Genomic DNA, 25,509 nt, shown 5'->3' on the forward strand with positions numbered 1-25,509 from the left:
ATTCATCAATCAGGTGAAAGTTGTCAGGAGGTAATATGAAACGATATCCACCGTGGCTGACTGGCGCTGCTTTTTCTTTGATTGTATCAGGTTGTGTAACAGCACCATCACAACAGCAGGCAGAGAACTCTGACAACCCGGATTTGCCTCCGGTTGTTGCAGCTCAAAAGGCCAAAGAGCAGGGTAAACCTGTTCCTGTTTATGAACAGGATGCTGTCGGGGGAATTCCAGAGGGGACAGACATCGTTATCCGCTCAGGAACAGACAGAACCATTCACGAATACCGGATCAACGGCTTTCTGTATTCAATCAAGGTAATTCCCAAAATTGGGAAACCCTATTACCTTGTGGCGGTCGATAATATAGGTAACTTTGCCCGTTCCAACGGCCCGCAGATGTTGATTCCCAGCTGGAAAATCATGGAATGGCAATAATATTAGGCTCTGTTACCAGAACCTAAAGTCCGCAGGAGTCAGGATTCACAAGTATGTCGGTGTACACCCAACTATCAGAGCAGGATTTTCGCAGTTTTCTTGCCCTCTATGATGAGGGGAATCTGGTCAGCTGGAAAGGTATTGAAGCGGGTGTCGAGAACACCAATTACTTTGTTCACACACTTCATCCAGAGAAAGGTGAGCAGAACTTTGTTCTGACCATATTTGAATACCAGCCCAAAGAATTACTGCCATTCTTTATAAATTTCATGGAGATACTGGCCGATTCAGGGTTGCCGGTTCCTTCCCCTATTCACGGTCTTGACGACAAGCCCCTACGCATTTTCAAGAATAAGCCCTGTCTTCTTCAGGCTCGCCTGTCTGGTCATCATATTGATAAGCCAGATCTGACGGCTGCTCACTGTGCCGAAATTGGTAAAAACCTCGCCAGGGCACATGCCGTAGGCCTCAAAGCCTCTTTCAGTCAGGATAATATGCGGGGCATACAGTGGATTGACCAGCAGGTCACGCGCATGACTGATCTCCTCAGCGAGGAAGACAGTCTTCTGCAGACCCAGCAGTGGAAAGAAATCAAGAATGGTCTAGCCAAATATCCTGACCTTCCCAAAGGCCTGATTCATGCCGACCTGTTTGTGGATAACGTACTGTTCGAAGACGATAAAGTCACCGGCATGATTGATTTCTTCCAGTCCTGCCGTGACTGTCTGCTTTATGATGTTGCAGTGACTGTCAATGACTGGTGTCTGACTTCAGATTCGCTGGAGCTTGATCCGGATAAAACCAAAGCCTTGCTGGAAGCTTATAACCAGGTTCGACCCTTTACTGATGAGGAGCGCCGGGCCTGGCATCTTATGCACAGGCTCTCCTGCCTGCGCTTCTGGATATCCCGGCTTGTGACATTTGTTTATCCGGAAGAAGGATCCGAGCATTTGAATGACCAGGGAGCAATCCGGAAGTTCAAAGATCCTGATGAATTTCGCGATATGCTGGAGTTAAGAACAGCCAAATCCTTCTCTTTGATTTTACCTTCATAGGTCCATTTTTACCACTACAGAACACCTCCAGATGCCTGATTTGCCGCCGATAACCCATTGAACTCTCGAGTTTTGGCAAGTCAGGCAATATGCAGCAGCCACCATCATCAGATCAGTTTAATGGCATGAGGCTTTCCAGCTTCCGCCAGTACTGTGCCACCCATGAAACCCCGTTCCAGAGAGAAAAGCTGGGAGACCACCCGCTCTGGACAACGTCAGATGGAAAAATTGTCTGGTTAAAAGTGGTCAAACCACAAAACCAGGTGGCCAGGCATGAACTTCAAACCTGTACTCTGGAAGAGTATTGCCAGAAGCCTCTAATACAAAGAGGTGTGGTGCAGCTTGATCGATACTACTCACCTCAAAAGCCTGACACCCCTATCCTTAAGCGCCGGGCCAGAGTGCTGCAGCAAATCAATTCATACTCAATATCCCATATACCACCCAGAAGGCAGCAGCCTAGCCTGGCTCAAAGATCAAGCAGGCCACACACTCCAGGGAGACAGGAAAACACAAATATCAAACCGGTTCCTGCAGCGTCTCAACAAAGAACAATTCCAACTCCCGGACAACACCAATCCCACCCTCAAAAGCTACGTCTGATTGAGAGAGTCAGTGAAATCGCTTATGGGGATATGGATGAAAGAGTAGGTCTGTTCCTTCGTAGAGCGGCCCGGGAAATTCCCGAAGATTCTGAACAGACCCAAAATCGCTGGTTTGGAATGAATGCCAGCGGGCATCTGGTGATGACCAAATCAAGCTGGCTTAGCTGGCTGCCTTTCATTTTTAAAAACCAGGATATTAAAAGGTTTATTAAGCATTACGCCCCAGCTCTTGCCCGAAGGGTACAAAGAAATAATTTAATCCGACAGTCGTATAACCTGCCACCAATTCACATCCAGGTTCCTGAGCAGGAGCACCACTGTCACGCTGAAGTATTACAAAAACAGCTTCTCGCTATCTCTGAACTGACCAACAAAGACTTTAAGTCCCTGCTGCACCGAAATATGCGATCAACAGCTCAGCTCCTTTTTCATTATCAGGACAGCAGTGACTCCCTGCCACCAGCAGTAAAACAGAAAGTTAAGCAAACCTGCCACTTGATTTCTGACTGGATGCAATGCGCCTCACCATCAGAACACCGTTTGATCATTGACTTGTATATGCATGAGATTAGCCAGATGTGTCACGACCCAACAGTTCGTGCCCACTGCCCCGGTATTGCGACAGGAATACTTAAAGCTGCTCCCCAACTCTTGCAGAGACAAATTCAGGGTAATCGAAACCAAACATCGGACGAGATTGATTAAAGGATATCTCCATCATGAGAATGCCTATTCACACACGATTTCATGGCGCGACAACCTCAGGTTTTGCTCGCTTTTACAAAGCCAATGAAAAGCAGTTTTCAAAGAAAACCAAAGAACAGGATGATTCAGAAGAAAATAACATCAAATTCCTTGAAACAAATGACGGGATGGTTGTTTACCGCACCCTACACAAGGATGGAAGCTGGGGTACCATCAGGGCTGCTTCGCCCCAGGAAGTACGCGATAACACGTTCATTTTAGAAAGTGCTCATGCACTTCGGAAAGAGCTGGGAATAGATAAGCTCGAAGATAAAAAAAAACCAAAGAAAAAAGTGTCCCTGTCACCACAAAAGTCAGTGCCCTCAGTAAAGCCTAAGCCACCACATAAACCATTCTACACTCCCGAAGAAAAGAAAACCGCTGAAACGCTGGTTATTTGGGACAAAAAAGATCATTCAAGCAGAGCCGAAGAGGCTTTTGTAAAAGGGTGCAACAAGCTGGTTCATGAATATAAGACAGATGACTCAGAGATCGCCGAGCATCGTGCTCGACTTATGGTTCATGGAGCATTAATTGCCAGCGGCACAGGAATTACCTGGCCTGATAATCCTGATCAACTCGATTCAGGAAAGAGCTTTGATCAACTAATGATCAATTTTTCTCAACTCCATCCGAATGGTTCAGGAAGAGATGAAGTCCAGGTCATAGAAAGTAGAATGATCGCTGCCCGTGCAGTTCTTAAAGCTCATAATAAGTTCACAAACTCTCCGACAATTTCTCCCGAACACATCCAAAAAGAAAAAGTTAAGGAAGAAATTAATGCAATGGTTCGTTTCATATGTAGAAGGGATCAAAAACAAGGCCTTAAGCAACCAACAAATATCCCTCAATACTTGCACTCAATTTGCCCGAAAGTTTCTGAAGAAAACATACAATGGCTTATTGACTCTGACTTTTCGGGCTCTGATATAGATGTGAATACCCCCCGAGTTTACACCTTATCAAAGCAAGTAACTGAAGATGTCAGTGCATTATCAGCAGCTTTAGCTGAAGACTCAAAGCAAGATGCAGAAATGAATATTGATAGTACGGACCGTGTAAGGAAAAAGGCAAAACACCCGGTTTATAAGCCAGTACACTCAAAATTTGCGTTAATGAATCCGGGGCTTTCCCAAAAGAGAAGTGGAACCAGTCTTTTTGCTCGCCTGCACGATCATGCAGGGCTTCCTGAAGTTGTAAACTGTAAGCTCGTAGCACCATTCACTTATGACGATGTTGATAACTTCCGCCACTATTACCAATCCACCTTTCTTACTTCAGAAGATATAACTCCACAACCTCAAACGGGAAAAAGGAAAAGTACCAGAAAGCGGAGAAAACCAGCCCCACTCGATTTGACAATCACATCACCAATATCACTTAAATCTCCTGAACCTTTATCTATTAGCACAGCGTCATCTTCCAGCTCTTCCGGGTTTGATAGTATTTCCCAGTCAGCAACCACAGTAACGCCAAGTACCAGCAACTCAAATTCACATTTTCCGTTTCCGCCACCTGAACCTACGACACCTCAAAGCTCCGGGATACACTCTCCAAACAAAAATCTGTTATCACCACAAATACCTCGGTCAGAACCACCTTCACCTCAGCCGTTACTATTTTCACCTCAACCAATAGAAGCAAAACCTGTGGAGAAGAGCGGAGATATACTTAATGAGCAATATTCTGCCCTGGCTAATGACATAGCCAACGATTACAACATTTCCGAACCACAAGCCAGATATCTGGCAAGTGCAGCCATGATTGCCAGTGGTTCAGGCATAAGCTGGGCAAATCCAGACAAGGAAGTTCCAGATTATAAAAATATCACTGTTTTTTACGGGCAATTAACACACCCTGAACCTTCTCAGAAAAGTGATTTCGAGAACATTCTCAAAAAACGTATCTGGTTGGCACGACAATATGTTGATGGTCATTTTCTTCATATTCACCAGGAACAAAGTAAACAAGGAACCGCTTCACATGACAGTCTGTTCAAGAAACTGGATGATCGAACTAAGTTCAGCGGTGGTAATTCAATTCCTCCGACCCTAACAACAGAAAACGTACGGAAATTCCAAGAGGCTTACATGAAAGAATTTCCGCAAAAAAAATAAAGCTCAACTCATTTAGAAGCAAACCCAAGAAGATCGGGGTTAAAAGATTTTTCATGGTCGTTCAGTCCTAACAGTTCACAGGACAAACCACAGATATCAGTCTGTTTCGCTTCACAGGGTTGATGGGAAAACCTTTCACCAATAACAAAAAGCGGAACCTCACGTTCTTCCGCCGTAGTGCCGCCATGTGAGCGGTCATCGTTCATGCCATGATCACTCGTCACCATGATTTGATACCCCTGATAAACCCAGTCAGAAAGCAAACTGGAAAGGTAGGTATCAGATCGCCGGGCTGCATTACGGTACTGCGACGAACTCAAGCCAAACTTATGCCCTGCATCATCAATATTCATTGGGTGTACGAGCAGGAAATCAGGGTCATATTTTCTACGCAAGTACTCAGCATCCAGAAACAGATGTTCATCTGGGTACTGATCCTGATGATAGAAACATCCGTGTTGAATATTCATTGAAACATCGCTGGTAAAGCGATCCCTGACCGGATCATAAGGCGTGCGGTTATAAAGCTCACTGAACCAGTGATAAGCAGCTGCAGCCGTGCATAAACCAGCCTCTCTGGCCAGACTGAAAGTACTGGTGGAACTGGATAGCCTGTTAATCGAATTATTAATAATTCCACTATCAATTGGTTTCTGTCCAGTCAGCAGACATTCATAAAGGGGACGGGACATGGAAGGCAGTTCAGTCTGCACTTTATAGAGTGAAGCCTGACCACTCTCTTTCAGGCCATTCAGATAACCCATGCAGTCATGAGCAACCTGATAGTTAAGGCCATCCAGAACAACAAGAATAACTTTATTGTTCATCAGGGATGTTGGCATATTTATTATTATTGTTATTAAGCCTGCGGTATTCAGATTACATGAGAAGATGGGTGAAAACAGCCCCAGGTTGCCCTTTACATTTTTCAGGATTATTGTGACTCTTTTGTTACCCACCCAAACCCTTCTCAAACCTCCACAGATTACAACTGAAGTCAGCATTTTGTACGCGTGCCAGCTTGCGGATGTTATAATGTTTCTTTTTTATAACAACTGGGATATTTCTGTGTGATTACCCCGGAAACCGCTTACAAGGATCATGACCACGGTCACTGCATTGAACATGCACTGGAGCAGGCAGCAGCCATTTGTGAACGGAATGGTCAGCGCCTGACAGACCTGCGCAAAACTGTCCTGCGACTGGTTTGGGATAGCCATAAGCCTGTTGGTGCCTATGATATTCTGGCCATGCTGTCTAAAGGACAGGATCGCCCGGCAGCGCCTCCTACGGTTTACCGGGCCCTCGACTTCCTTCTGGAACAGAGGCTGATTCACCGCATTGCATCCCGCAATGCATACATTGGCTGTAACAGTCCAGAACACCCGCACGATGGGACTTTCCTTATCTGCGAAAGGTGTAAGACAACCCGAGAGCTGGGAAACCAGGAACACGCCAAACTCCTCAGAAGCCTTGCCGATGCCACCGGCTTCAAAACCAACCAAACCCTGATTGAAATCTCCGGCCTCTGTCCTGCTTGCCAACAGGAGTATGCTGATGAGTGAGCCACTATTAGAGTTGAAAGATGTCCGGGTAGGATTTCATGGCCGAACAGTCTTACAGAATATTGATCTGCACCTGAATTCCGGAGAAATAGTCACCCTTATTGGCCCTAACGGTGCGGGTAAAACAACGCTGGTTCGTATTGTATTAGGCCTGCTGAAACCTGACAGCGGTCACTGCCATATGATGAAAGATCTGCGAATCGGCTATATGCCGCAGAAGCTGCAGATTGAGCCATCCATGCCTTTACCCGTTAGCCGCTTTCTCAGTCTGGCTGGCGCAAGTAAGAAGCAGATTCTCAACGCTCTGACATGCACAGGGGTTGAACACATTTACAACAGCCCAATCCAGACCCTTTCGGGTGGAGAAACCCAGAGAGTTCTACTTGCCCGGGCACTGCTGCGTAAACCACAGTTACTGATTCTTGATGAACCAGTGCAGGGGGTTGATGTGAACGGTCAGCGTGAACTCTACCACCTGATCAAGATTTTTAGAGATGAAACCGGTTGTGGGGTATTGATGGTATCCCACGATCTGCATCTGGTTATGGCTGCCACCGATAAAGTCATATGCCTGAACAACCATATCTGCTGTTCCGGGCACCCCAGTCAGGTCAGCCAGCACCCAGCTTATTTACAGCTGTTTGGCCATGAATCCAGTGAACTCGCGATCTACACCCACAATCACAACCATGCCATTGATGGCCATGTTATCGACTGCGGCGATTGCCAGTCAGGGAATCAGGATAAGTCACAGCAATGATTGATTTTATACTTTATCCATTACTGGCTGGTCTTGGTGTTGCTTTCGTTGCCGGTCCGCTGGGTACATTCGTTGTCTGGCGACGAATGGCTTATTTTGGAGAAACTCTGTCTCACTCGGCACTGCTGGGCGTTGCTCTCGGTTTTCTTTTTGATATCAACCTGAACCTGGCTGTCGCTATCTGCTCAATTATGCTGGCCCTGATTTTGGTCTGGCTTCAGCAAAAGCATCTAATGGCAACGGACACCCTACTCGGTATTCTTGCACACAGCGCTCTGAGTATTGGCCTGGTGACAGTAAGCCTGATGGACTCTGTACGCATAGACCTGATGTCCTATCTTTTTGGTGACCTCCTTGCTGTCGACGTTTCAGATTTATTCTGGATTTACGGAGGAGGAGCGGTCGTACTTGGATTGCTATGGAAGTTCTGGTCTCCACTTCTGTCAATGACAGTTCATGAAGAGCTGGCCCAGGTAGAAGGGGTTCCAGTTCGCGGAACTCGGCTACTGCTAATGCTTCTTATTGCTCTGGTGATAGCTGTTTCCATGAAGATTGTTGGGGTTCTGTTGATTACTTCCCTCCTGATTATCCCGGCAGCAACAGCTCAGCGTCTTGCCAAAACCCCTGAACAAATGGCCGGGGGCGCAAGCATCTGCGGCATGCTGGCTGTTGGTGGTGGTATTGCACTTTCGTGGATTTACGATACGCCGACAGGGCCTTCCGTGGTAGTCTGTAGTGCATTCCTCTTCCTGCTTGTCTTGCTTATCTCAGGAAACAGACGCTAACCATCATGACCACAATCGCGGGAAGGGTTTTACCGGAGTGCTTATAGAATGATCAGAAACCAACGACTGCTCCTCCCTGTGCTTGCTCTTATCCTGCTGGCAGGCTGTCAGGCTATCCCCCAGCACAATGACCCTGTGGCTGAACTTGTTTCAGCCATTGAATCAAACCTTGCTGTTAACAGGCTGACACTTCCTGAAGGCGACAATGCCATGGAGAAAATTGATCAGCTGGCAACCCTTTCTCCCAACGATCCCCGCATTGCCAAATACCGCAGCCGGGTGGTGAAAAAGCTGGTAACGATTGGACAGAAAGAGTTTCTTGAAGGTGACCTGTACCGGGCCAAACAGATGGCTTTCCGAGCTCTTGAGATAAACCCGGACAGTGCCGAGGCCGGTTACATCCTGACTGCAATTGCAGAAGCCAGCCGTCCTGTTCAGCTGGAAACCGGCACCTTTGAAGTTGAAACAGTGGATGAGTCAGGCTCTGTCGATATCATCACAGTGACAGTGCCTGACCTGGATACGATTGTTTCCGAATAGTGACTTTGCATTTCTTAATGGTTCCCACGCCTGTGTGGGAACCGACTCAAAACGCTTTCACGATATCAATTAAAGCCTCAGCCTGATCCTTTGGTTTCATAGGTGACTTTAAGAAACCCTGATAATCTCCCATTGGATTGACCAGAACCACCTGGGCGCTGTGTTCCACCAAATAGTCGTCAGACGTCGTATCCCCCACAAATTCAAAAGCAACGTTTAACTGCCGGGCCAAACCCGCCAGCACATTAGGGTCACCTGTGACACCATAAAACGCTTCATTGAAGTAAGGGACATACTGTGCAAGTTTTTCTGGAGAATCCCTGCCAGGATCGACACTGACCATAACCACATCGAGTTTGTCGGCAATTTCAGGCGCCTTTGCTTGCAGCTCAATCATCATCGTATTGAGCTGCGAAAGAGTTGCCGGGCAGATATCCGGACAGAAAGTGAAGCCGAAATACATCAACGTCCAGTGATCTTTCAGGCTGCTCTCTGTGTAGGGTGAGTTATCCTGCCTGATCAGGGGCATAAATTTAAAACTGCGGGGGGTATCAAAATAAACAACGCCCTTATCCCGCAAAGCATCCCTGTCCAGCTCGACAATACCATCTCCCCGCTTCAGGACTGTGAGAGCAACAACTCCAAGAATCACAACAAGCAATAGCAGAACTGTACTTCGTACACCTTTGGTCATCACATCACCCTACGTATAGATAGTGGTCTACCAGAAGCACAACAAACAGCAGCATCAGATAGGAAATTGAGAATTTGAATGTTTTTATTGCCGCATGAGGTCGGGAGTCACGCAGCAGAACCACTGCCCAGTAGAGGAATCGAAGACCCAGAGCTGAGGCTCCAAACAGATAGATCAGTCCGCTCATTCCTGTCATCCAGGGCATTATGCTGACCAGCAGCAGGACGACTGTGTAGAGCAGAATATGAAGCTTGGTGTAGGCCTCACCATGGGTCACCGGCAGCATGGGAATATCGGCCTTGGCATATTCTTCCTTGCGATGAATAGCCAGTGCCCAGAAGTGCGGTGGCGTCCAGGCAAAAATAATCAGAACCAGCAGCAAAGCGTTGCTATGAAACTCACCAGTAACAGCAGTCCAGCCAAGCAGGGGAGGGGCTGCTCCTGCAATACCTCCAATCACAATATTTTGTGGCGTAGCCCTTTTCAGAAACAGGGTATAGACAACGGCATAGCCAAGAAGGGAAGCCAGTGTCAGCCATGCGGTTAAAGGATTCACCATAACCAACAACACAGACATCCCTGTAACGCCAAGAACAAGTGCAAAAAGCAGGGCGTTTATGGAATCTATCTTGCCTGTAGCCACCGGTCGTTTATGGGTTCGCGCCATCAAGGCATCAATCTGCCTATCCACAACATGATTAATCACTGCTGCGGAACCAGCGCACAAAGCAACTCCCAGATTTCCAAAAATCAGCGCATCCAGTGGAACAAAACCAGGCGTCGCCAGACACATACCAATCACTACAGTCAGTATCATCAAGGCAACAACTTTGGGTTTGCATAACTCCAGATAATCTCGCCAGCCTGCCTGCTCGGAAATCACCGTTTCCAGATTATGACTTGCCATAGGCATCCCTCATGCGTCCTGTTTATTATTTTTATTGTTCAGGCGTTTTATCAGCTCAAAGCTTTTCACCCGCTCAGGGCTTTTCATCCGCTCAAGGCTGCTCACAAGCTCAAGGCCGTTCAATCTGCTCATACCTCAACCGGTAATTCAGCATCAGCAACGACACCAGCAGAAATGCTCCACCCAGGTTATGGGCGACAGCAACTGATAATGGCAGATAGAAAATAATATTACTGACACCAAGTGAAACCTGAAGCAAGAGAGCAAATAAAACCAGCCGGGAATAATTTCTAATCCCACTGTTTCCTTCTCTAAGCCCCACCAGCACCAGAGCACCCACCACCAGCAAAGTTATAATGGCACCAATCCTGTGAGCCATATGAATAGCCGTTCGGGCAGAATTATCCAGCTGCCCGCCAAGATAGTTAGGGCCGATAGACTGAGAGACATCAAGCCCCTGTTCGAAATCCATATTTGGCCAAACCTGCCCCTGGCATAAAGGAAAGTCCGGACAGGCAAGTGCGGCATAGTTCGAGCTGGTCCAGCCACCAAGGGTGATTTGAAGAACCACTACCAGTAAACCAGCTCCTGCCAGTGTTTTTAACTGAGGTGGTTTCAGCCTGGGGCGCCAGCCACCGGAGAGACGGAACGCTAGAAGAGTCAGCAAACTGAGAGTGGCAAAACCACCTAGTAGATGAGCAGTCACAACCTGCGGCCAAAGTTTGAGTGTGACCGTCCACATACCAAAGGCCGCCTGAAGAATTATTAATGCGAATATCAACAGAGGAAGCTTGAAGGGTTGCCCCTCTCTTTTACGGTTCCGAATCGCACTTGTGGCCAGCCCGGCAACAAGCAAAAGCAAAGCTCCGGCCACATATCGATGAATCATCTCCGGCCAGCCTTTGTCGACTTCTACCGGGGCATCCGGAAAGCGCGCCTCGGCAACCCTGATCTCTGCAGCACTGTCCGGTACGGTAAGAAAGCCATAACATCCTGGCCAGTCAGGACAGCCCAGTCCGGCATGAACAAGCCGTGTCCATGCTCCCAATCCGACAACAACAACGGCCAGTGCCGTTGCGATAACAGCCAGCCAGAAACCCGGTTTACGTCCACTGTTGCCTGCAAACTCACTCATATTAGGCTCCTACCCGATCCGGCTGTTCTTCAGAAGCTTCTCCAGATCTTTCAGGATCTGCTTGCCACTGTGCTCCTGGTTGAACCAGAGCATCACATTGCCCAGAGGATCAATCACAAACACCCTTACACTGTCGTTTGGGTGATTGTTGATTTTCGGCATTTTCCCCTTCAGAAGCTCTATACCCTGATGTTCATCATCAAGAAAAACTGTCAATCTTTCAGAACCCTGTTCCGACAGAACAAGATATCGGGACAACCGCTCAGCCCTGCGCCCGAGAGCAATATGGGCCTGACGGGTTTTGAACAGGGTTTCCCTGCATACAGAACCACACGCCCCATCAGGAACAACGACCACACCCCACTGTTCATCCAGTTTCTGGGAAGAGAATATTCCGCCTCGCTGTTCGCTCCACTGAAACTCTGCAACAGGGACAGGAGGCCAGATCAGGTTGCCCTGATGGTTACGGCTATCAGGGATCATCTGTCCACTGAAATACATCCATGCCGCCAGCCCCATGCCTCCAAAGGGGATAAGAAAAATCATAATGAGTGGCAGGCGATTACGGCTCGCCGGAGCCATTGCTTGTACTGTCATAACTCTTGCTCTGCACGTTTATTCTTATTAGTTCCAAACAAGGCATAACCTCCCAGCAAGACTAGGGCCAGTGCCATGGAAAACCACTGTACGGCGTAACCAAGATGGCGGGAGGGTGGCATATTCACTACATGAAAATTTCTTTGAAAACTGCCCGGCTGCTGCTCATCAAGCACAAGAAACCAGGGTTGAAGGGGTTGGTTTAAAGAAGACTGCATTCGTTCAAAATCAATGGACTGAATCAGCTTTGGCCATTCTGAAGACCACAGATCTTCCGCCAGAAGAAATGCCTTGCCAGCAGGCAGCCAGCTTTCTCCGGTAATAATGACCGAACCTTCAATATCAGGAATGTCTGGCAACCGGCTTCTATCTGGCAAGCCCGGAACCCAACCACGATCAACAAGCAGTAACTCACCATTGAAGGATTCAAACAGAGTAATGACATGAAAACCGACGCGGCCAGCCAGAACACGGTTATCAAGCAGAAAGGTACGGCTGTTATCAAAGGAACCTGAAGTAGAGACTTTGTAATAGCGGGGATCGTCTACAGCCTGAAGATCAGAGATAGAAAACGTTTTCTGTCGGCGAAGCTTATACTGCTCCTCAAGCTCCAATTTCTCCTGATAGCGTCCATATTGCCACAACCCCAGACCTATCAGCACAGGGAGAAGCAAAAGCACAAATGTCAGGATACGGGTCCGATACATCAACATCATCCAAATCGGCTTGTTCTTATTATTTCTGCCTCAAACCAGTTAATATGGTTTTAAAAAACAGCCTTGAGCTAGTAAAAAAGAGGCAGTGCCATGTGGTTAAAAGTCGCTATTGTTGTTCTTCTACTGGCAATGGTTGCCAGTCTTATCAATGCCTTTGTTGCCCTGATGAAGGATAAGAGCGGCTCACCGCGCCTGGTCTGGTCTCTTACCTCCCGGGTCATGTTTGCCGGCCTTATCCTTGCTCTTATTCTTTATGGAAAAATGTCTGGTCAGCTGGATGTTTCGGCTCCCTGGATCAGTTCTCCGGAAGCCTCTCAAATACCATCTCCTCAAAAGCAAGAGCAGTCACAAGATATAAACAAACAGGAATAACCCTATCCATACCACATCCACAAAGTGCCAGTACCAGCAGGCTGCTTCAAAACCAAAGTGATTTGTTGGTGTGAAGTGTCCTTTAATTATCCGGATAAACATCACCGTCAGCATTATAGCCCCGAGCGTTACGTGTGCTCCGTGAAAGCCCGTCAGCATAAAGAATGTTGATCCATAAATGCCCGAAGCCAGAGTCAGACCCAGCTCATGATAAGCGTGGTAGTACTCATATCCCTGCACACCAAGGAAAACAAAACCAAGAAGCAGAGTGACAAACAGCCAGTTCCTGGAACTGTCCCGGTTATTGTCCCTCAGGGCATGATGTGACTTTGTACATGTAATACTCGAGGTAACCAGAAGCAGCGTATTAATAAAAGGTAGAGTCCACGGATCAATAGTGCCCGTTGGACCTTTAAAAGATTCAGGATCAGGGTTCTTCATTAGCGGCCACTCTGCAGTAAAGCCGGGCCAAAGCATACCGGTAGCAGCCTTTTCCCCTTCACCGCCCAGCCACGGCACACCAAAGTAGCGAACAAAAAACAGGGCACCGAAGAAGGCCGAGAAGAACATCACTTCCGAGAAAATAAACCAGCCCATGCCCCAGCGAAAACTGCGGTCCATCTGGTCGCTGTAAAGCCCTTTGCGTGACTCTTCGATAACATTGCCAAACCAGCCGAACAGCATCCAGGCCATCATCAAACCGCCGGCAAACAAAACATAGTGACCAGTGGGATCATCCTCTCCCGCCGTCATACTGTTCATCATCATGCCCATACCGGTTACGGTAAGGAACAGGCCGATTGCCGCTACGATCGGCCATTTGCTTTGCGCCGGAACGTAGTAAGTTCCTTCACCATCATTTGCCATAATTGTTCTCCGTTATAACGCCTGTTGGCGCGAGGGACTTACAACCCGGCAGTCCTTTTCTTGTTCCCATTTCTTTTATCGAGAGCCGTAATATCAAACAGGGTATAAGACAGGGTCAGCTTTTTAATATGCTTTGGCAGATCCTGATCCACGATAATCTTAAGCGGCATTGTCTTCTCCCCCCTGGCCTCAAGAGGCTGGGAGGTAAAACAGAAACACTCTGTCTTGTGCAGAAAATCTGTTGCCTCAAATGGCGATACGCTGGGAATCGCCTGCCCAACCATATCCTTGTCACTCGGATTTCGTACATAAAAACTCAGTGAGCCAATTTCACCCGGATGAATTTTTACCTGGTGCACACTGGGCTTGAAATCCCAGTTCATACCTTTGTTGTTTGTTGCCAGAAACTGCACGGTAATCAAACGGGATTCATCAACCGCCGCTGGCACCGAGGTGTATGGCTCTGGATCTGTTTTGCCATTCAAACCGGTGACTTTGCACAATACGTTATAGAGAGGAACCATCACCCAGAAGACAAAGGCGAACATCGCCACAGCGGTTATGGCTGCTTTGACAATAGTCTTCTGGGCCGGATTTAATTTCATATTTCCTCGCTATCCCTACCTTCCGGTTATTTCACTTCAGGCGGAGTGCTGAAGGTGTGATACGGAGCAGGGGAGGGCACCATCCACTCCAGCCCATGGGCACCTTCCCAGGGCTTGGCTTCAGCCTTGTCTCCCGTTCTCACACACTTGATCACAATAAACAGAAACAGCAGCTGGGTGACCCCGAACATGAAACCGCCAACACTGGAAATCATATTGAAGTCAGCAAACTGCATGTTGTAATCGGGAATCCGCCTCGGCATACCAGCCAGCCCCACAAAATGCATGGGGAAGAAGGTCAGGTTCATACCGATAAATGACATCCAGAAGTGAACCTTGGATAACGCCGTGTCATACATATGGCCAGTCCACTTTGGCAGCCAGTAATAGACACCGGCGAAGATGGCAAAAATAGCTCCCGGAACCAGAACGTAGTGGAAGTGAGCTACAACAAAGTAGGTGTCGTGGTACTGGAAATCAGCCGGAGCAATGGACAGCATCAACCCAGAAAAACCACCAATGGTAAACAGAACCACAAAGGCCACAGCAAACAGCATTGGGGTTTCAAAGGTTAAAGAACCCTTGAACATTGTTGCCACCCAGTTAAAGACTTTCACCCCCGTTGGCACAGCAATCAGCATGGTGGCATACATAAAGAAGACTTCACCCACCAGCGGAATTCCCACCGTAAACATATGGTGTGCCCATACGATAAACGACAGGAAAGCGATACTGGCTACCGCATAAACCATGGATGTGTAACCAAACAGTGGCTTGCGGGCAAAAGCCGGAATAATTGCCGACACAATACCGAAGGCCGGGAGGATCATGATGTAAACCTCCGGGTGCCCAAAGAACCAGAACACGTGCTGGAACAATACCGGGTCACCACCACCGCCTGCGTTAAAGAAGCTGGTACCGAAGTGAATATCCATCAGCATCATGGTGACCGCACCCGCCAGCACCGGCATAACGGCAATTAGCAGATAAGCCGTGACCAGCCAGGTCCAGACAAACAAAGGCATCTTCATCAGCGTCATACCCGGAGCCCGCAGATTCAGGATGGTCGCAATCACATTAATGGCACCCATGATGGATGAGATACCCATCATATGGACGGCAAAGATAAAGAACGTTGTTGAGGGCGGACCATAGTCTGTGGATAACGGTGCATAGAAAGTCCAGCCAAAGTTTGGACCGCCACCTTCCATAAACAGCGTGCTGACCAATAGAGCAAAGGCGAATGGCAGTATCCAGAAGCTCCAGTTGTTCATGCGGGGCAGAGCCATATCCGGCGCACCGATCATCATCGGAATCATCCAGTTGGCAAGCCCTACAAATGCAGGCATCACTGCACCGAACACCATGATAAGACCATGCATGGTGGTCATCTGGTTAAAGAACTCAGGCTGCACGATTTGAAGCCCTGGCTGGAACAACTCCGCCCGGATAACCATGGCCATAGCGCCGCCCAGAAGAAACATGGCAAAGCTGAACCAGAGGTAAAGGGAGCCAATATCCTTGTGGTTGGTAGTCAGGACCCAGCGCATCAATCCTTTGGCTGGCCCGTGATGATGTTCACTCATTACTTGCCTCCCTCGGACGAATATTGTCCTGTGTACTTACCGTCCTTTTTGTAATCAAGAATATCCCTGGGGGTGACCACTTCCTTGGTGTTATTGCCCCAGGCATTTCGCTCGTAAGTGATAACAGCCGCCATATCGACTTCACTCAGCTGATCTTTGAACGCCTGCATGGCCGTTCCCTTCACACCATAGAGCAGGACTTCGATGTGTCTGCCGATCTTGTCCCGGTCAACAGCAATGGCATTTCCCTTAAGCGGCGGGAACATTGGCGGAATACCCTGTCCATTAGCCTGGTGACAGGCCACACAAACCTTGGTGTAAACCTCTTCACCGCGGGTCATCAGCTCATCCATGGTCCAGTCTTTCTGGGTCAATTCCTTGATCTTCTCAGCTTCAGCCCGCTTGCCTTCCAGCCATTCCTGATACTCATCCATAGGACGGGCATCAACAACGATGGGCATAAAGCCATGATCCTTGCCGCAAAGTTCGGCACACTGACCACGGTAGATCCCCGGCGTGTTAATTTTGGTCCAGGACTCGTTGATAAAGCCCGGAATCGCATCCTTTTTCACAGCCAGTTCAGGAACCCACCAGGAGTGGATAACATCTGCCCCCGTCACCAGGAAACGAATTTTCTTGCCAATGGGAACAACCAGCGGCTCATCCACTTCCAAAAGATAGTTTTCATTCTTTGGACGGGAGTTATTTATCTCATCACGGGAAGTGGATAGATTGCTGAAGAAGCTGACGTCCTCTCCTAGATATTCGTACTGCCACTTCCACTGGTAACCGGTCACTTTGATATCGATATCGGCATCATCCGCGTCGTACACCTCAATCAGTGTTTTAGTCGCGGGAATAGCCATCACCACAAGAATCGCAAAAGGAATACTGGTCCAGAGAATCTCAACCAGTGTGCTTTCATGAAATTCGGATGCCTTGGCACCTCTCGATTTTCGGTGAAATATCACCGACCAGAACATAACGGCAAAAACCAGAACACCGATAGCCACAGTGATCCAGAAGATCGTCATGTGAAGGCCATAAATCGAATGACTGAGATCTGTGACCCCTTCCGGCATATTGACTGCCCACTTGGCCCATAAAGCCGGAGACACCAGCAAACCGACCAGAAGCATGACAAGTCTTCTTGCTTGCAGCCTCATTCCCTTCCACCCTCTGACTTTTGTAGCTCTGTCGCGTCCTGACCGGGGGCTTCTAACCAATCCGACTACGCAGTAAGGACAAAGCTTGTTTTTGTTCTTGCCCGGTATTCGCCCGTTAGCTCTTACCTTAAGAGACGGACAAACCCGGAATGTTTAGTTGGATCAGACAGAAAAGTGCTTTCACGCCAGTGCGCGAGAGGAAGAACCAGTGAGATGGTTATCAGGAGAGCAGGTTTGTCGAAGGCCAAAACATCAAACAGACATCTTTCACAACCCAGAAACCCTGCGGGCGGCGAAAACAATTTATACAGCCCAGTTCGCTCAGACCTTGAATCCGGAAAAGTCCAAATTCAGAAGAGCGACGACACCACCTGCACCAAGACCCCACAAGTATTCCCTGCTGCTCAAGTCTGGATACAACAAAATGTCACTGAGTATAGAACTGCACTTTCATTAAACAACATGAGTCGACAAAAGCAAAGGGGTAGGTTCGGTTTAAGACTACAAAAACAGTTTTAAAACAGCTTTTCCATCACGAAGTTTGTTAGATGCTGGCCGCGAATATTGACCTGCTGTTGTTTAATTACAGCGAAACCAAAATGTTCAAAAAATGGTTTCGCAGTAATACTGACATGTGAATACATCCGTTTAATTCCTTTCTTTTTTGCCTCCTGATGAATCTTATTCATAAGAGCCTTACCAATACCTTCTCCCTGATGCTTCCAGTGGCAGAAAAAGTGATCAATATAGCCGCTGTTCTGAATATCCGCATACCCAACAATTTCACCATCAATTTGAGCAACAAACGGCTTAGTTGAAAGATAGCCCTTTAACCATTCCTCAAGATCGAAATGATCCGAAGCCCATGCTTTAACCTGAGCTTCGGAGTTGTCCCTGGTATTTATATTGCGAAGTCGTTACTTTCCATGGCTTTCCAGAAGTCCAGAACAACATCTTTTTCATTCACCGAATTATTATCCGTTCGCAGGTATGGGGCACGTCGGAGATTATCCCCCAGGAACCTTTAACTAACATTCACAAGAAACAATGAACTTCTTTTACGGATAATGGTCATACATGCTGTTTTCAGGGAGTAATTCATGTCTGTATTTCACATCAAAAGAGGAACAGCCAGCCTCTCCCTTTCTCTGCTCTTGTGGAGTACTTTCGCGCTGGCATCCGAATGTCACCCTGTCCGTGTTGAGTCTCCAGATCACTCCAAGGCCCTCGAGTTTATTGTTGAGCAGGCTCGGAGAAACCATTCCAAAATCAGCCTGAAGGGCGCCGGTTACAGTCAGGGTAATCAAACTTGTGCCAATGACGTTATCCAGATCAGCATGAATGAAATGATCCAGCTTATGACGCTGGATATTGAGAAGAATCTGGTCACCGTCCAGGCAGGTATGTCCTGGAAAAGGCTGCAGGAGCAGCTAGAACCTTTCGGGTTGGCAGTTTCTGCCATGCAGTCATACAACGATTTTTCCATCGGTGGAGCACTGGGAGTCAATGCCCATGGCCAGGATATTCACTGGAACCCAGTTTCTGAATCTGTGGAATCAGTTAAGGTTCTTCTGACAGATGGCCAGTACCTCACCGCAAGCCGGACTGAGAACCCTGAGCTTTTCAGCGCCGTGCTCGGTTCTTATGGCATGGTGGGCATAATTACCGAAGTGACCCTCAAGGTTGTTCCGAACCATATGCTGATCAAACTTAAGCAGCTGGTACCAACCAAAAGCTATGACCAATATTTCAAAGAGACACTAAAACCGGATAGCAGCCTTTCTCTCCATTCCGCCCGATTGTCCATAAACCCGCTTTACCGATTCCACAATATGGTTGTTGTGAACTATTTCGACACTGGCGAGCTGGCACCAACTGAAGAGCTGCTTGATAAACCCAAACACCCGGATGCCAGCCTGCTGAACTATCTCAAATACAGCTGGTTTGCCCGCGTCTTCCGCACAACATACGAGTATTACTTTTTAGAAAAAGAATCGAGAATGTCCCGCAACCAGGCCATGGGGGAATCAGTCACTACGCTGGCCAACACAGTCTCCGGAACAAAGGATATTCTTCAGGAGTACTTTGTCCCACCGGAGCAGCTACAGACGTTTATTAACTCCCTGCGTAAATGGACGGGCCGACATAACGACACCTTCAAACTCTTGAATGCCACTGTTCGCTGGGTAAATGCTGATAAAACGACCATACTTCCATTCGCGCCGGATGATCGCTTTGCGGTTGTGCTGTTTATGAATCTTTCAGATACAGAAGAAGCCGACAAAGCGATGGCAATCGCAACCCGCGAGCTTATCAATGAAACCCTGAAACTTGGCGGGCGTTATTATCTTCCTTATGCCCTGTATGCCACCAGACAACAGCTCTACCAGGCTTACCCTGAATTTCAGAAGTTGATTGAAATGAAGAACAAGTATGACCCGGAAGGGTTGCTGACCAATGAGCTGTTTGAAACTTACGCTGAATCCCTCCCAAAGCAAAACAAGATCGCCGGTCAACGGCCTTATACAACGGGAGCAGGGGTGGATTAATGCTGATTCAGGCGAAAGAGCAATAACTTAAAAATTTCCGACAGCCCTCTTGTTGTTCTCGCACAATTTCTTCTATTGAGTAGCCATCAAGAATATTGGGATCCTTCCAAATAACGGGCTTCAGGCCTGCGTGAATTCTTAATGCATTGGCGAGTATAAAACCAAAAAGCCTACAATTCCCATCATGATAGGGGTGTATTCTTTCCAGATGCGCTATACAGTGCGCAATTGCACGTTCTTTGATTTCTTCAGGTTCGTATTTATTTTCTACAACCTCATAACAATTATTTAGCAGATCATCAATCATTAATTTAATACCGTAATCACAAACAACCTCTGAATATTCTATTTCAATCTCACCATCCCGGTGACTCATACATGGTTTATGTGTAAAAACATATTGGTATTTTTTATGCTTGTATTTGTGCTTATTTCCGTCTTCACCAATTTTTACTGATTCAAAAATAAGTTCCTGCAAACCATCAGTGCTTAAGTTTTTATTAACATGTTTGCAGTATAAACTATAAGGTTTTTCATATTTCTTTTCCCTCATCCTTGGTTCTATCTCTTCGAATCTTAGTTGGGAATATGGAACATAAAAAACACCTTTAACGACTTCATCATGTATAACAGTTAAAACGCTACTATTTATTCTGCCCTTGTTTTCAACGATGCGTAATGCCATAGCCATCCCTCGATAACAACCTGAAAGATACCCTGGTTCATTTTCATACCCATATTTTCCTCTTTTTTCATGATCATCCCCATCAATAAATAGCCTCCATATTTGAGTCATATCAAACCCATCAAAAGCCTTATTACTGTTCGCTAGTTGAACTAATTCCATCTCAGCAACTTTAATAGTCCCTAAGTTCAAAAACATTATATTAATCATTTCTGAAAATTTTGAGATAAGCTTCATTTTAGCTTTCAAACTATCTACAGGCCTTTTTGAGAAAGAAATATTGCTACAACTTTTAGTATGCCAGCATGGAAAATTGCCAGAAACAGGTCCAATGTTTGAAATACCATCAATATGTTTTTGAATATTGCTAAGTTCACGAGACACAATTTCTTCCAACTTTTTTTGGAATTTCTGGCAGCTATTTACAATTATTTCTACAGGATATTGATTAAACAAAGATGTATCGAGTTTATGAAGCCTATCATCAACAACCACCTCAAAAAATTGCTCACAGAATTTTTCAATAGAAGTTTTATCAACTTCCGGCTCTGAGATTTTTTTTCTTTCAACGGTATGAGTTCCCGAGTCACAGCAAGGTTGATCTTTTATTTTTTTCTCCTGAACTGATGGGCTGGTTTCCCTGCCTGAGAAACATGTTTTTTTTGTTACGCTATCCTCTGACACCTCTTCTGAAATTGATACCGACCTTTGGGATCCTGTTCTTTTTCTATTAATATCCATAAAATCCTTTTTATTAACTCCATATCCTGCGAACTCTTAGTTCAGGATCTTTATCGGTTGAATATCTTCACTATCAAGATTAGCCTGATATTCCCCCTGATTCACACGCGTTTTTAACTCTTCCAGATTATCCTGTCCCACTTCCTGGTTTCTTTGGATATCGGTAAAACCACACTCAACGCACTCTCTAATGGTTTCCCCGTCTTCCTCAAACATAACCAGACGATCAACCGCCGCACATTTGGGGCAGACAGCTCCGGCAATAAAGCGCTTTTTCATCATTATCCTTCTAACTGGTATAAAGCAGCCATGAGCGGGTAATGCCCACCCCGAAATATGAAAATGTGATGGGCATTTCCATGGTAAAAGGGGAGCAGCCAGCTCCCTTTTCGGTACAACCTTTAGCCTGTAATCCCCTTATGGCGCAGCAGTGCATCAATTGTCGGCTTGCGGCCACGGAAAGCTACAAACATATCTTCCGGTTCACGGGAACCGCCGCGCTCCAAAATCTCGTGAAGGAACAGCTCACCAGTTTCCCTGTTAAAAATCCCATCCTCTTCAAACTTGGAGAACGCATCTGCGGACAGAACCTCTGCCCAGAGATAGCTGTAATAACCTGCTGCATAGCCTCCGGCAAAGATATGGGAGAAGCCATGCTGGAAGCGGTTAAATGCGGGAGGCACAACCACCGCTACCTGCTTACGCACTTTATCCAGAACTTTCTGGATATCCGTATCATCGCTCCAGCCATAGTGCAGTTTGAAATCAAACAGGGCGAACTCCAGCTGGCGCACAACCATCATGGCTGACTGGAAGTTCTTGGCGGCCAGCATTTTTTCCAGCATATCATCTGGCAGTGGCTCACCGGTTTCATGGTGACCGGAGATAATCGCCAGGGCTTCTTTCTCCCAGCACCAGTTTTCCAGGAACTGACTTGGCAGCTCTACAGCATCCCAAGGTACACCACTGATGCCGGAAACACCGGCGTAATCAATGCTGGTCAGCATATGGTGCAGGCCATGACCAAACTCGTGGAACAGCGTCACAACCTCATCGTGGGTAAGCAGCGCAGGCTTATCACCAACCGGTGGAGTGAAGTTGCAGGTCAGGAATGCAACCGGTGTCTGAACACCTTTATCCAGCTTACGGCGGCTATGGCAATCTGCCATCCAGGCTCCACCACGCTTATTCTCGCGAGCATAAAGATCCAGATAGAAGCGGCCAATTACCTCACCGTCACGCTCAATATCATAGAACTGAACATCCTGGTGCCAGGTATCAATGCCATCGCAGGGCTTGAAGGTGACGCCATACAAGCGGCTGACTACTTCAAACATGCCATTGATCACCTTGTTCGCGGGGAACCATGGACGCAGCTCTTCCTGGCTGATGGAATAGCGCTTCTGACGCAGTTTCTCTGCGTAATAGCTGAGATCCCAGGCCTGCAGATCCTCTGCTCCACATTCATCTTTGGCAAAGGCTTTCAACTCGGCCAGCTCGCGCTCAGCCTGCAGTTTACTGCGCGCAGCAAGATCTTCCAGGAAGCTGATCACCTGCTTGGGATCAGACGCCATCTTGGTCGCCAGTGAATAGTCGGCGTAAGTATCGAAGTCGAGGAGTCGTGCCTGCTCATAACGCGCAGCCATGATCTCCTTCATCGCTTCACTGTTATCAAACTCACCGGCATTTGGGCCCTGGTCGGAGGCTCGAGTGACGTAAGCGGTATACATCTCCTTGCGCAGCTCACGGTTATCGCAGTAACTCATTACCGGGAAATAGCAGGGGAAGTCCAGATTCAGCATCCAGCCTTCATCATGGCCTTTGCTCTGTGCCAGCTGACGGGCTCCGGCAAGTGCCATTTCAGGCAGACCGGACAACTCCTTCTCATCAGTCACCAGCTTGGTCCACGCCATGGTGGCATCAAGCACACGATCAGAGAAACCGCTGGTCAATTCAGACTGACGCATACTCAGTTCAACGAAGCGCTTTTGCTTATCTTCCGGCAGATCCACACCAGCAAGATGGAAATCACGCAGAGCGTTGCTGATGACCTTGCGCTGAGCTTCATCCAGCTTATCAAAATCACCGCTTTCTGAAATCTGCTTATAGGCATTAAACAGATCACGGTTTTGACCAACCCAGGACGAGAACTCAGACAACTTGGGCAGACAGGCGTTATAAGCGTCGCGCAGTTCGTCGCTGTTAACCACTGCGTTCATATGGGATACAGGTGACCATGCCCGGCCGAGCCAGTCATCCAGATCATCCATGGGTGCCAGCAGGTTCTCCCATGTATAGCTCGTCTCTCCCTGAACCAGTTTTTCAATCCCTTCCCGGGATTCTTTTAATAGCGCATCTATAGCAGGTTCAACATGCTCGGCTTTGATTGCCGAAAATGTTGGCAACTGATCCTGGTTCAGCAGAGGGTTGTTCATTGTGGCATTCCTTTTGTTCTGTCGCTCTATTATCGACTTCAATGGTGACAACAACAGAGCATTTCAAGCCAATAGTCAAATGGTTCAACTTTGCACGGCAACTTCAATCAGGCATGGCTTCGACACTAAAGTCCATAGGGACAGGAGTATCTCTGTCTCCAACAATAGACTCACTTCTCAGTCTGTGGAAAATGACAGACCTGGGTGGTTCTTGACTCTCTTCTGAATCAGTAGCATTAACTGAAAACCGTGGATGCTGTTTTTTCTTCTGTTCCTCCATCGCAAAGCTAAAGAGCTTCCTGGTCAAATAACCATAAAACATTGATGTCACAAAGCTGGAGGCTATCTGAACTTCTCCACGTGATGGCAACCACGGAAGACGTGTTTCAAGCCCTACCAGAGCAGTTGTACTGGTTGAAACAAAAGAAACATGTGTGAGCAGTGAAATTCGCGGCTCCATAACCCTTTGAGAGATATGATCATCAATAAAGAACACTCCCTTTGAACCCGCACTGATAATCGTATGATTTACAGATTGGCGGGGAACAGATAAGGCAACAAAATCCTTCTTCTCAGCGGAATTATTAATATCCGGTTTATAATAGCGCCAGCATGTTTGATTCCTGCAGCCAGTTGCTGGTTCAACCCTGTCTGCTCCTGCGGTAATCAATTCTTTCAGGTTCCTGGTTAAACTCACCAGGATCTGCTCACTGAAAGGGTTTGCCAGCGGACGGTCATACTTACGCCATTTATTCCATGCCTGAAACAGCCGGAACTGATCCTGTTTGTTATACACACCCTGCAGAGTGTGTTGATCCAGCGCATTCGTCCACCAGTCCATTTCCGATGCTGGCCCAAAGCTGGCTGGAAACCTGACCAGCGCTCCCGGTTTGTTCTCCGCAAAAATCTGGATATATAACTCGAGCCCAGAGCCTGACTCATAAGACTGTATAACCGGGTAAAACCGAATCCGGTTTATACCGTCACGAGCACAGATCTGATTTAACTCTACGAGAGCAGCCTCATACACAGACTCGGCAGAGTAGGTAGAGGGAGCTTCTGAAACAATTTCGAGATCCAGGTGAGAGAAGGGGGGAGCTTCTAAATCCTTTTTACTTCCAGACCGAAAGTAAGTGAGCTCCATGTATTCCTGTAATCTGACTGGTTCAATATTGATTGAGATATTGCCAGCTCCTATAACAGCCAGTTCCCAAAGAACCTCCGGAATCAGATAATACAAGCCAGGAAGATAAACAATTGAACGTTTCAGATAATAAATAATCCAGTCGGATCGATCTCCTTTTGGAGGGCGAAATAAATCAAGATTGGAAACGGAAAGTCGCCAGAACAGCTCCTGGGGTGTGTAGGACTGAACAGCGTCCGATAGAGCATCTCCAACCCGCCAGCCAATATCTTTGATTACCTTGTTATCCCTACCCGCCAGCCACCCTGCCGATTTAGCCATGATTGAGCTGAAAAACAGTGTACTAACAGGAAGAACATGGCTCTTTGTCAGGCTCCAGGCCCGATCCTTAACAGTACAAGGTTCCTGATAGATTTCACGCCACTTGTACTCAGGAAGCCACGCCAGCTCAGGAAGGCTTAGTTTTTTTTCCTGAACATCACAAACCAGCGGAGTCTCACCCGGTTCAACGGCCAGCTCATGCCACTGGCTTATTGCGGTTTGGATGTCCAGCCGGACTGCATGGGAATGACACGTCAAAAACAATATCCATAAAACAGCACTTGCGTTACCCAAAGTGCAGCGTGTCGGACAGGCCATACAGATCACCAAGAATACGAATATCAAAGAACCTGACCGGGAAATTAGCCAAGCCTCTGCCGCTTC

The 25,509-nt window shown here is 47.4% G+C and carries 25 protein-coding genes; 10 read left to right on the forward strand and 15 right to left on the reverse strand.

The features are described from left to right. The first annotated feature begins 35 nt into the window (after positions 1–35). The 4 genes from M3P05_RS00720 (at position 36) to M3P05_RS00735 (ending at position 4,955) form a co-directional block, all read left to right on the forward strand. Complete coding sequence (locus M3P05_RS00720; RefSeq protein ID WP_249697307.1) at positions 36–434, forward strand: DUF2782 domain-containing protein; 399 nt, start codon at positions 36–38, stop codon at positions 432–434. A 53-nt stretch (positions 435–487) separates the two neighbouring features. After that, on the forward strand, positions 488–1,489 hold the full coding sequence (locus M3P05_RS00725) for a homoserine kinase (RefSeq protein WP_249697308.1): 1,002 nt from the start codon (positions 488–490) through the stop codon (positions 1,487–1,489). Positions 1,490–1,578: 89 nt separating this feature from the next. Further along, the gene (locus tag M3P05_RS00730; protein WP_249697309.1) at positions 1,579–2,799 is read left to right on the forward strand and encodes a hypothetical protein; all 1,221 of its coding nucleotides are present in this window, start codon (positions 1,579–1,581) and stop codon (positions 2,797–2,799) included. A gap of 14 nt (positions 2,800–2,813) precedes the next feature. Then, entirely contained in the window at positions 2,814–4,955 is a 2,142-nt protein-coding gene (locus tag M3P05_RS00735; RefSeq protein WP_249697310.1) for a hypothetical protein, read from the forward strand. Between the two features lie 8 nt (positions 4,956–4,963). On the opposite strand, the gene M3P05_RS00740 is transcribed toward M3P05_RS00735, so the two are convergent. Continuing rightward, positions 4,964–5,782: an alkaline phosphatase family protein gene (locus tag M3P05_RS00740; RefSeq protein ID WP_249697311.1), complete on the reverse strand. Its 819-nt coding sequence runs from the start codon at positions 5,780–5,782 to the stop codon at positions 4,964–4,966. A gap of 243 nt (positions 5,783–6,025) precedes the next feature. On the opposite strand from M3P05_RS00740, the gene M3P05_RS00745 reads away from it, so the two are divergent. From M3P05_RS00745 to M3P05_RS00760, 4 genes are read left to right on the forward strand one after another with little or no spacing between them, the layout of a single operon-like run. Next, entirely contained in the window at positions 6,026–6,520 is a 495-nt protein-coding gene (locus M3P05_RS00745; RefSeq protein WP_249697312.1) for a Fur family transcriptional regulator, read from the forward strand. After that, positions 6,513–7,280, forward strand: coding sequence for a zinc ABC transporter ATP-binding protein ZnuC (gene znuC, locus M3P05_RS00750; protein ID WP_249697313.1), 768 nt, complete (start codon positions 6,513–6,515; stop codon positions 7,278–7,280). Before M3P05_RS00745 ends, znuC begins: the two co-directional genes overlap by 8 nt. Then, on the forward strand, positions 7,277–8,065 hold the full coding sequence (gene znuB, locus M3P05_RS00755) for a zinc ABC transporter permease subunit ZnuB (protein WP_249697314.1): 789 nt from the start codon (positions 7,277–7,279) through the stop codon (positions 8,063–8,065). Before znuC ends, znuB begins: the two co-directional genes overlap by 4 nt. A 48-nt stretch (positions 8,066–8,113) precedes the next feature. After that, the gene (locus M3P05_RS00760) at positions 8,114–8,605 is read left to right on the forward strand and encodes a hypothetical protein (protein WP_249697315.1); all 492 of its coding nucleotides are present in this window, start codon (positions 8,114–8,116) and stop codon (positions 8,603–8,605) included. 46 nt (positions 8,606–8,651) lie between these two features. On the opposite strand, the gene M3P05_RS00765 is transcribed toward M3P05_RS00760, so the two are convergent. From M3P05_RS00765 to M3P05_RS00785, 5 genes are all read right to left on the reverse strand, one after another. Further along, positions 8,652–9,299: an SCO family protein gene (locus M3P05_RS00765; RefSeq protein WP_249697316.1), complete on the reverse strand. Its 648-nt coding sequence runs from the start codon at positions 9,297–9,299 to the stop codon at positions 8,652–8,654. Between the two features lie 4 nt (positions 9,300–9,303). Further along, the gene (cyoE, locus tag M3P05_RS00770; protein WP_249697317.1) at positions 9,304–10,206 is read right to left on the reverse strand and encodes a heme o synthase; all 903 of its coding nucleotides are present in this window, start codon (positions 10,204–10,206) and stop codon (positions 9,304–9,306) included. Positions 10,207–10,315: 109 nt separating this feature from the next. Then, positions 10,316–11,341, reverse strand: a complete 1,026-nt coding sequence (locus tag M3P05_RS00775) for a COX15/CtaA family protein (RefSeq protein WP_249697318.1) — start codon at positions 11,339–11,341, stop codon at positions 10,316–10,318. Between the two features lie 9 nt (positions 11,342–11,350). Then, positions 11,351–11,938, reverse strand: coding sequence for a hypothetical protein (locus M3P05_RS00780; protein ID WP_249697319.1), 588 nt, complete (start codon positions 11,936–11,938; stop codon positions 11,351–11,353). After that, positions 11,935–12,645, reverse strand: coding sequence for an SURF1 family protein (locus M3P05_RS00785; protein WP_249697320.1), 711 nt, complete (start codon positions 12,643–12,645; stop codon positions 11,935–11,937). The genes M3P05_RS00780 and M3P05_RS00785 overlap by 4 nt, the downstream gene beginning before the upstream one ends. A gap of 99 nt (positions 12,646–12,744) precedes the next feature. On the opposite strand from M3P05_RS00785, the gene M3P05_RS00790 reads away from it, so the two are divergent. Next, positions 12,745–13,026 (forward strand): DUF2909 domain-containing protein, encoded by a 282-nt coding sequence (locus M3P05_RS00790; RefSeq protein WP_249697321.1) that lies wholly within the window; start codon positions 12,745–12,747, stop codon positions 13,024–13,026. On the opposite strand, the gene M3P05_RS00795 is transcribed toward M3P05_RS00790, so the two are convergent. From M3P05_RS00795 to M3P05_RS21170, 5 genes are all read right to left on the reverse strand, one after another. Beyond that, on the reverse strand, positions 13,000–13,893 hold the full coding sequence (locus tag M3P05_RS00795; RefSeq protein WP_249697322.1) for a cytochrome c oxidase subunit 3: 894 nt from the start codon (positions 13,891–13,893) through the stop codon (positions 13,000–13,002). The genes M3P05_RS00790 and M3P05_RS00795 overlap by 27 nt on opposite strands. Before the next feature lie 38 nt (positions 13,894–13,931). Then, positions 13,932–14,498, reverse strand: coding sequence for a cytochrome c oxidase assembly protein (locus tag M3P05_RS00800; protein WP_249697323.1), 567 nt, complete (start codon positions 14,496–14,498; stop codon positions 13,932–13,934). Positions 14,499–14,524: 26 nt separating this feature from the next. After that, positions 14,525–16,084 (reverse strand): cytochrome c oxidase subunit I, encoded by a 1,560-nt coding sequence (gene ctaD / locus M3P05_RS00805; RefSeq protein WP_249697324.1) that lies wholly within the window; start codon positions 16,082–16,084, stop codon positions 14,525–14,527. Then, a complete protein-coding gene (gene coxB / locus M3P05_RS00810) occupies positions 16,084–17,250 on the reverse strand; it encodes a cytochrome c oxidase subunit II (RefSeq protein WP_249697325.1) in 1,167 nt (388 codons plus the stop codon). The genes ctaD and coxB overlap by 1 nt, the downstream gene beginning before the upstream one ends. Positions 17,251–17,765: 515 nt before the next feature. After that, the gene (locus M3P05_RS21170) at positions 17,766–18,155 is read right to left on the reverse strand and encodes a GNAT family N-acetyltransferase (RefSeq protein ID WP_408635842.1); all 390 of its coding nucleotides are present in this window, start codon (positions 18,153–18,155) and stop codon (positions 17,766–17,768) included. Positions 18,156–18,350: 195 nt separating this feature from the next. Here M3P05_RS21170 and M3P05_RS00815 point away from each other — a divergent pair, with 195 nt between their 5' ends. Then, positions 18,351–19,799, forward strand: a complete 1,449-nt coding sequence (locus tag M3P05_RS00815; RefSeq protein WP_249697326.1) for an FAD-binding protein — start codon at positions 18,351–18,353, stop codon at positions 19,797–19,799. A gap of 7 nt (positions 19,800–19,806) precedes the next feature. Here M3P05_RS00815 and M3P05_RS00820 read toward each other — a convergent pair whose 3' ends face one another. From M3P05_RS00820 to M3P05_RS00835, 4 genes are all read right to left on the reverse strand, one after another. Then, positions 19,807–21,225 (reverse strand): Fic family protein, encoded by a 1,419-nt coding sequence (locus M3P05_RS00820; protein ID WP_249697327.1) that lies wholly within the window; start codon positions 21,223–21,225, stop codon positions 19,807–19,809. Between the two features lie 36 nt (positions 21,226–21,261). After that, positions 21,262–21,507, reverse strand: coding sequence for a YheV family putative zinc ribbon protein (locus M3P05_RS00825; protein ID WP_249697328.1), 246 nt, complete (start codon positions 21,505–21,507; stop codon positions 21,262–21,264). Between the two features lie 119 nt (positions 21,508–21,626). Then, positions 21,627–23,660, reverse strand: a complete 2,034-nt coding sequence (gene prlC, locus M3P05_RS00830) for an oligopeptidase A (protein ID WP_249697329.1) — start codon at positions 23,658–23,660, stop codon at positions 21,627–21,629. 103 nt (positions 23,661–23,763) lie between these two features. Continuing rightward, entirely contained in the window at positions 23,764–25,443 is a 1,680-nt protein-coding gene (locus M3P05_RS00835; protein ID WP_249697330.1) for a hypothetical protein, read from the reverse strand. Between the last annotated feature and the right edge of the window lie 66 nt (positions 25,444–25,509).

Source organism: Parendozoicomonas callyspongiae (assembly GCF_023502345.1).
In the GTDB taxonomy this organism is placed as follows: domain Bacteria; phylum Pseudomonadota; class Gammaproteobacteria; order Pseudomonadales; family Endozoicomonadaceae; genus Sansalvadorimonas; species Sansalvadorimonas callyspongiae.

Bases quoted from the DNA above. Each gene is read 5' to 3' on its own strand.
- M3P05_RS00720 (WP_249697307.1), top strand. From the start codon at position 36: ATGAAACGATATCCACCGTGGCTGACTGGCGCTGCTTTTTCTTTGATT.
- M3P05_RS00725 (WP_249697308.1), top strand. From the start codon at position 488: ATGTCGGTGTACACCCAACTATCAGAGCAGGATTTTCGCAGTTTTCTT.
- M3P05_RS00730 (WP_249697309.1), top strand. From the start codon at position 1,579: ATGCAGCAGCCACCATCATCAGATCAGTTTAATGGCATGAGGCTTTCC.
- M3P05_RS00735 (WP_249697310.1), top strand. From the start codon at position 2,814: ATGAGAATGCCTATTCACACACGATTTCATGGCGCGACAACCTCAGGT.
- M3P05_RS00740 (WP_249697311.1), bottom strand. From the start codon at position 5,782: ATGAACAATAAAGTTATTCTTGTTGTTCTGGATGGCCTTAACTATCAG.
- znuC (WP_249697313.1), top strand. From the start codon at position 6,513: ATGAGTGAGCCACTATTAGAGTTGAAAGATGTCCGGGTAGGATTTCAT.
- znuB (WP_249697314.1), top strand. From the start codon at position 7,277: ATGATTGATTTTATACTTTATCCATTACTGGCTGGTCTTGGTGTTGCT.
- M3P05_RS00760 (WP_249697315.1), top strand. From the start codon at position 8,114: ATGATCAGAAACCAACGACTGCTCCTCCCTGTGCTTGCTCTTATCCTG.
- M3P05_RS00765 (WP_249697316.1), bottom strand. From the start codon at position 9,299: ATGACCAAAGGTGTACGAAGTACAGTTCTGCTATTGCTTGTTGTGATT.
- cyoE (WP_249697317.1), bottom strand. From the start codon at position 10,206: ATGGCAAGTCATAATCTGGAAACGGTGATTTCCGAGCAGGCAGGCTGG.
- M3P05_RS00775 (WP_249697318.1), bottom strand. From the start codon at position 11,341: ATGAGTGAGTTTGCAGGCAACAGTGGACGTAAACCGGGTTTCTGGCTG.
- M3P05_RS00780 (WP_249697319.1), bottom strand. From the start codon at position 11,938: ATGACAGTACAAGCAATGGCTCCGGCGAGCCGTAATCGCCTGCCACTC.
- M3P05_RS00785 (WP_249697320.1), bottom strand. From the start codon at position 12,645: ATGTATCGGACCCGTATCCTGACATTTGTGCTTTTGCTTCTCCCTGTG.
- M3P05_RS00790 (WP_249697321.1), top strand. From the start codon at position 12,745: ATGTGGTTAAAAGTCGCTATTGTTGTTCTTCTACTGGCAATGGTTGCC.
- M3P05_RS00795 (WP_249697322.1), bottom strand. From the start codon at position 13,893: ATGGCAAATGATGGTGAAGGAACTTACTACGTTCCGGCGCAAAGCAAA.
- M3P05_RS00800 (WP_249697323.1), bottom strand. From the start codon at position 14,498: ATGAAATTAAATCCGGCCCAGAAGACTATTGTCAAAGCAGCCATAACC.
- ctaD (WP_249697324.1), bottom strand. From the start codon at position 16,084: ATGAGTGAACATCATCACGGGCCAGCCAAAGGATTGATGCGCTGGGTC.
- coxB (WP_249697325.1), bottom strand. From the start codon at position 17,250: ATGAGGCTGCAAGCAAGAAGACTTGTCATGCTTCTGGTCGGTTTGCTG.
- M3P05_RS00815 (WP_249697326.1), top strand. From the start codon at position 18,351: ATGTCTGTATTTCACATCAAAAGAGGAACAGCCAGCCTCTCCCTTTCT.
- M3P05_RS00820 (WP_249697327.1), bottom strand. From the start codon at position 21,225: ATGGATATTAATAGAAAAAGAACAGGATCCCAAAGGTCGGTATCAATT.
- M3P05_RS00825 (WP_249697328.1), bottom strand. From the start codon at position 21,507: ATGATGAAAAAGCGCTTTATTGCCGGAGCTGTCTGCCCCAAATGTGCG.
- prlC (WP_249697329.1), bottom strand. From the start codon at position 23,660: ATGAACAACCCTCTGCTGAACCAGGATCAGTTGCCAACATTTTCGGCA.
- M3P05_RS00835 (WP_249697330.1), bottom strand. From the start codon at position 25,443: ATGGCCTGTCCGACACGCTGCACTTTGGGTAACGCAAGTGCTGTTTTA.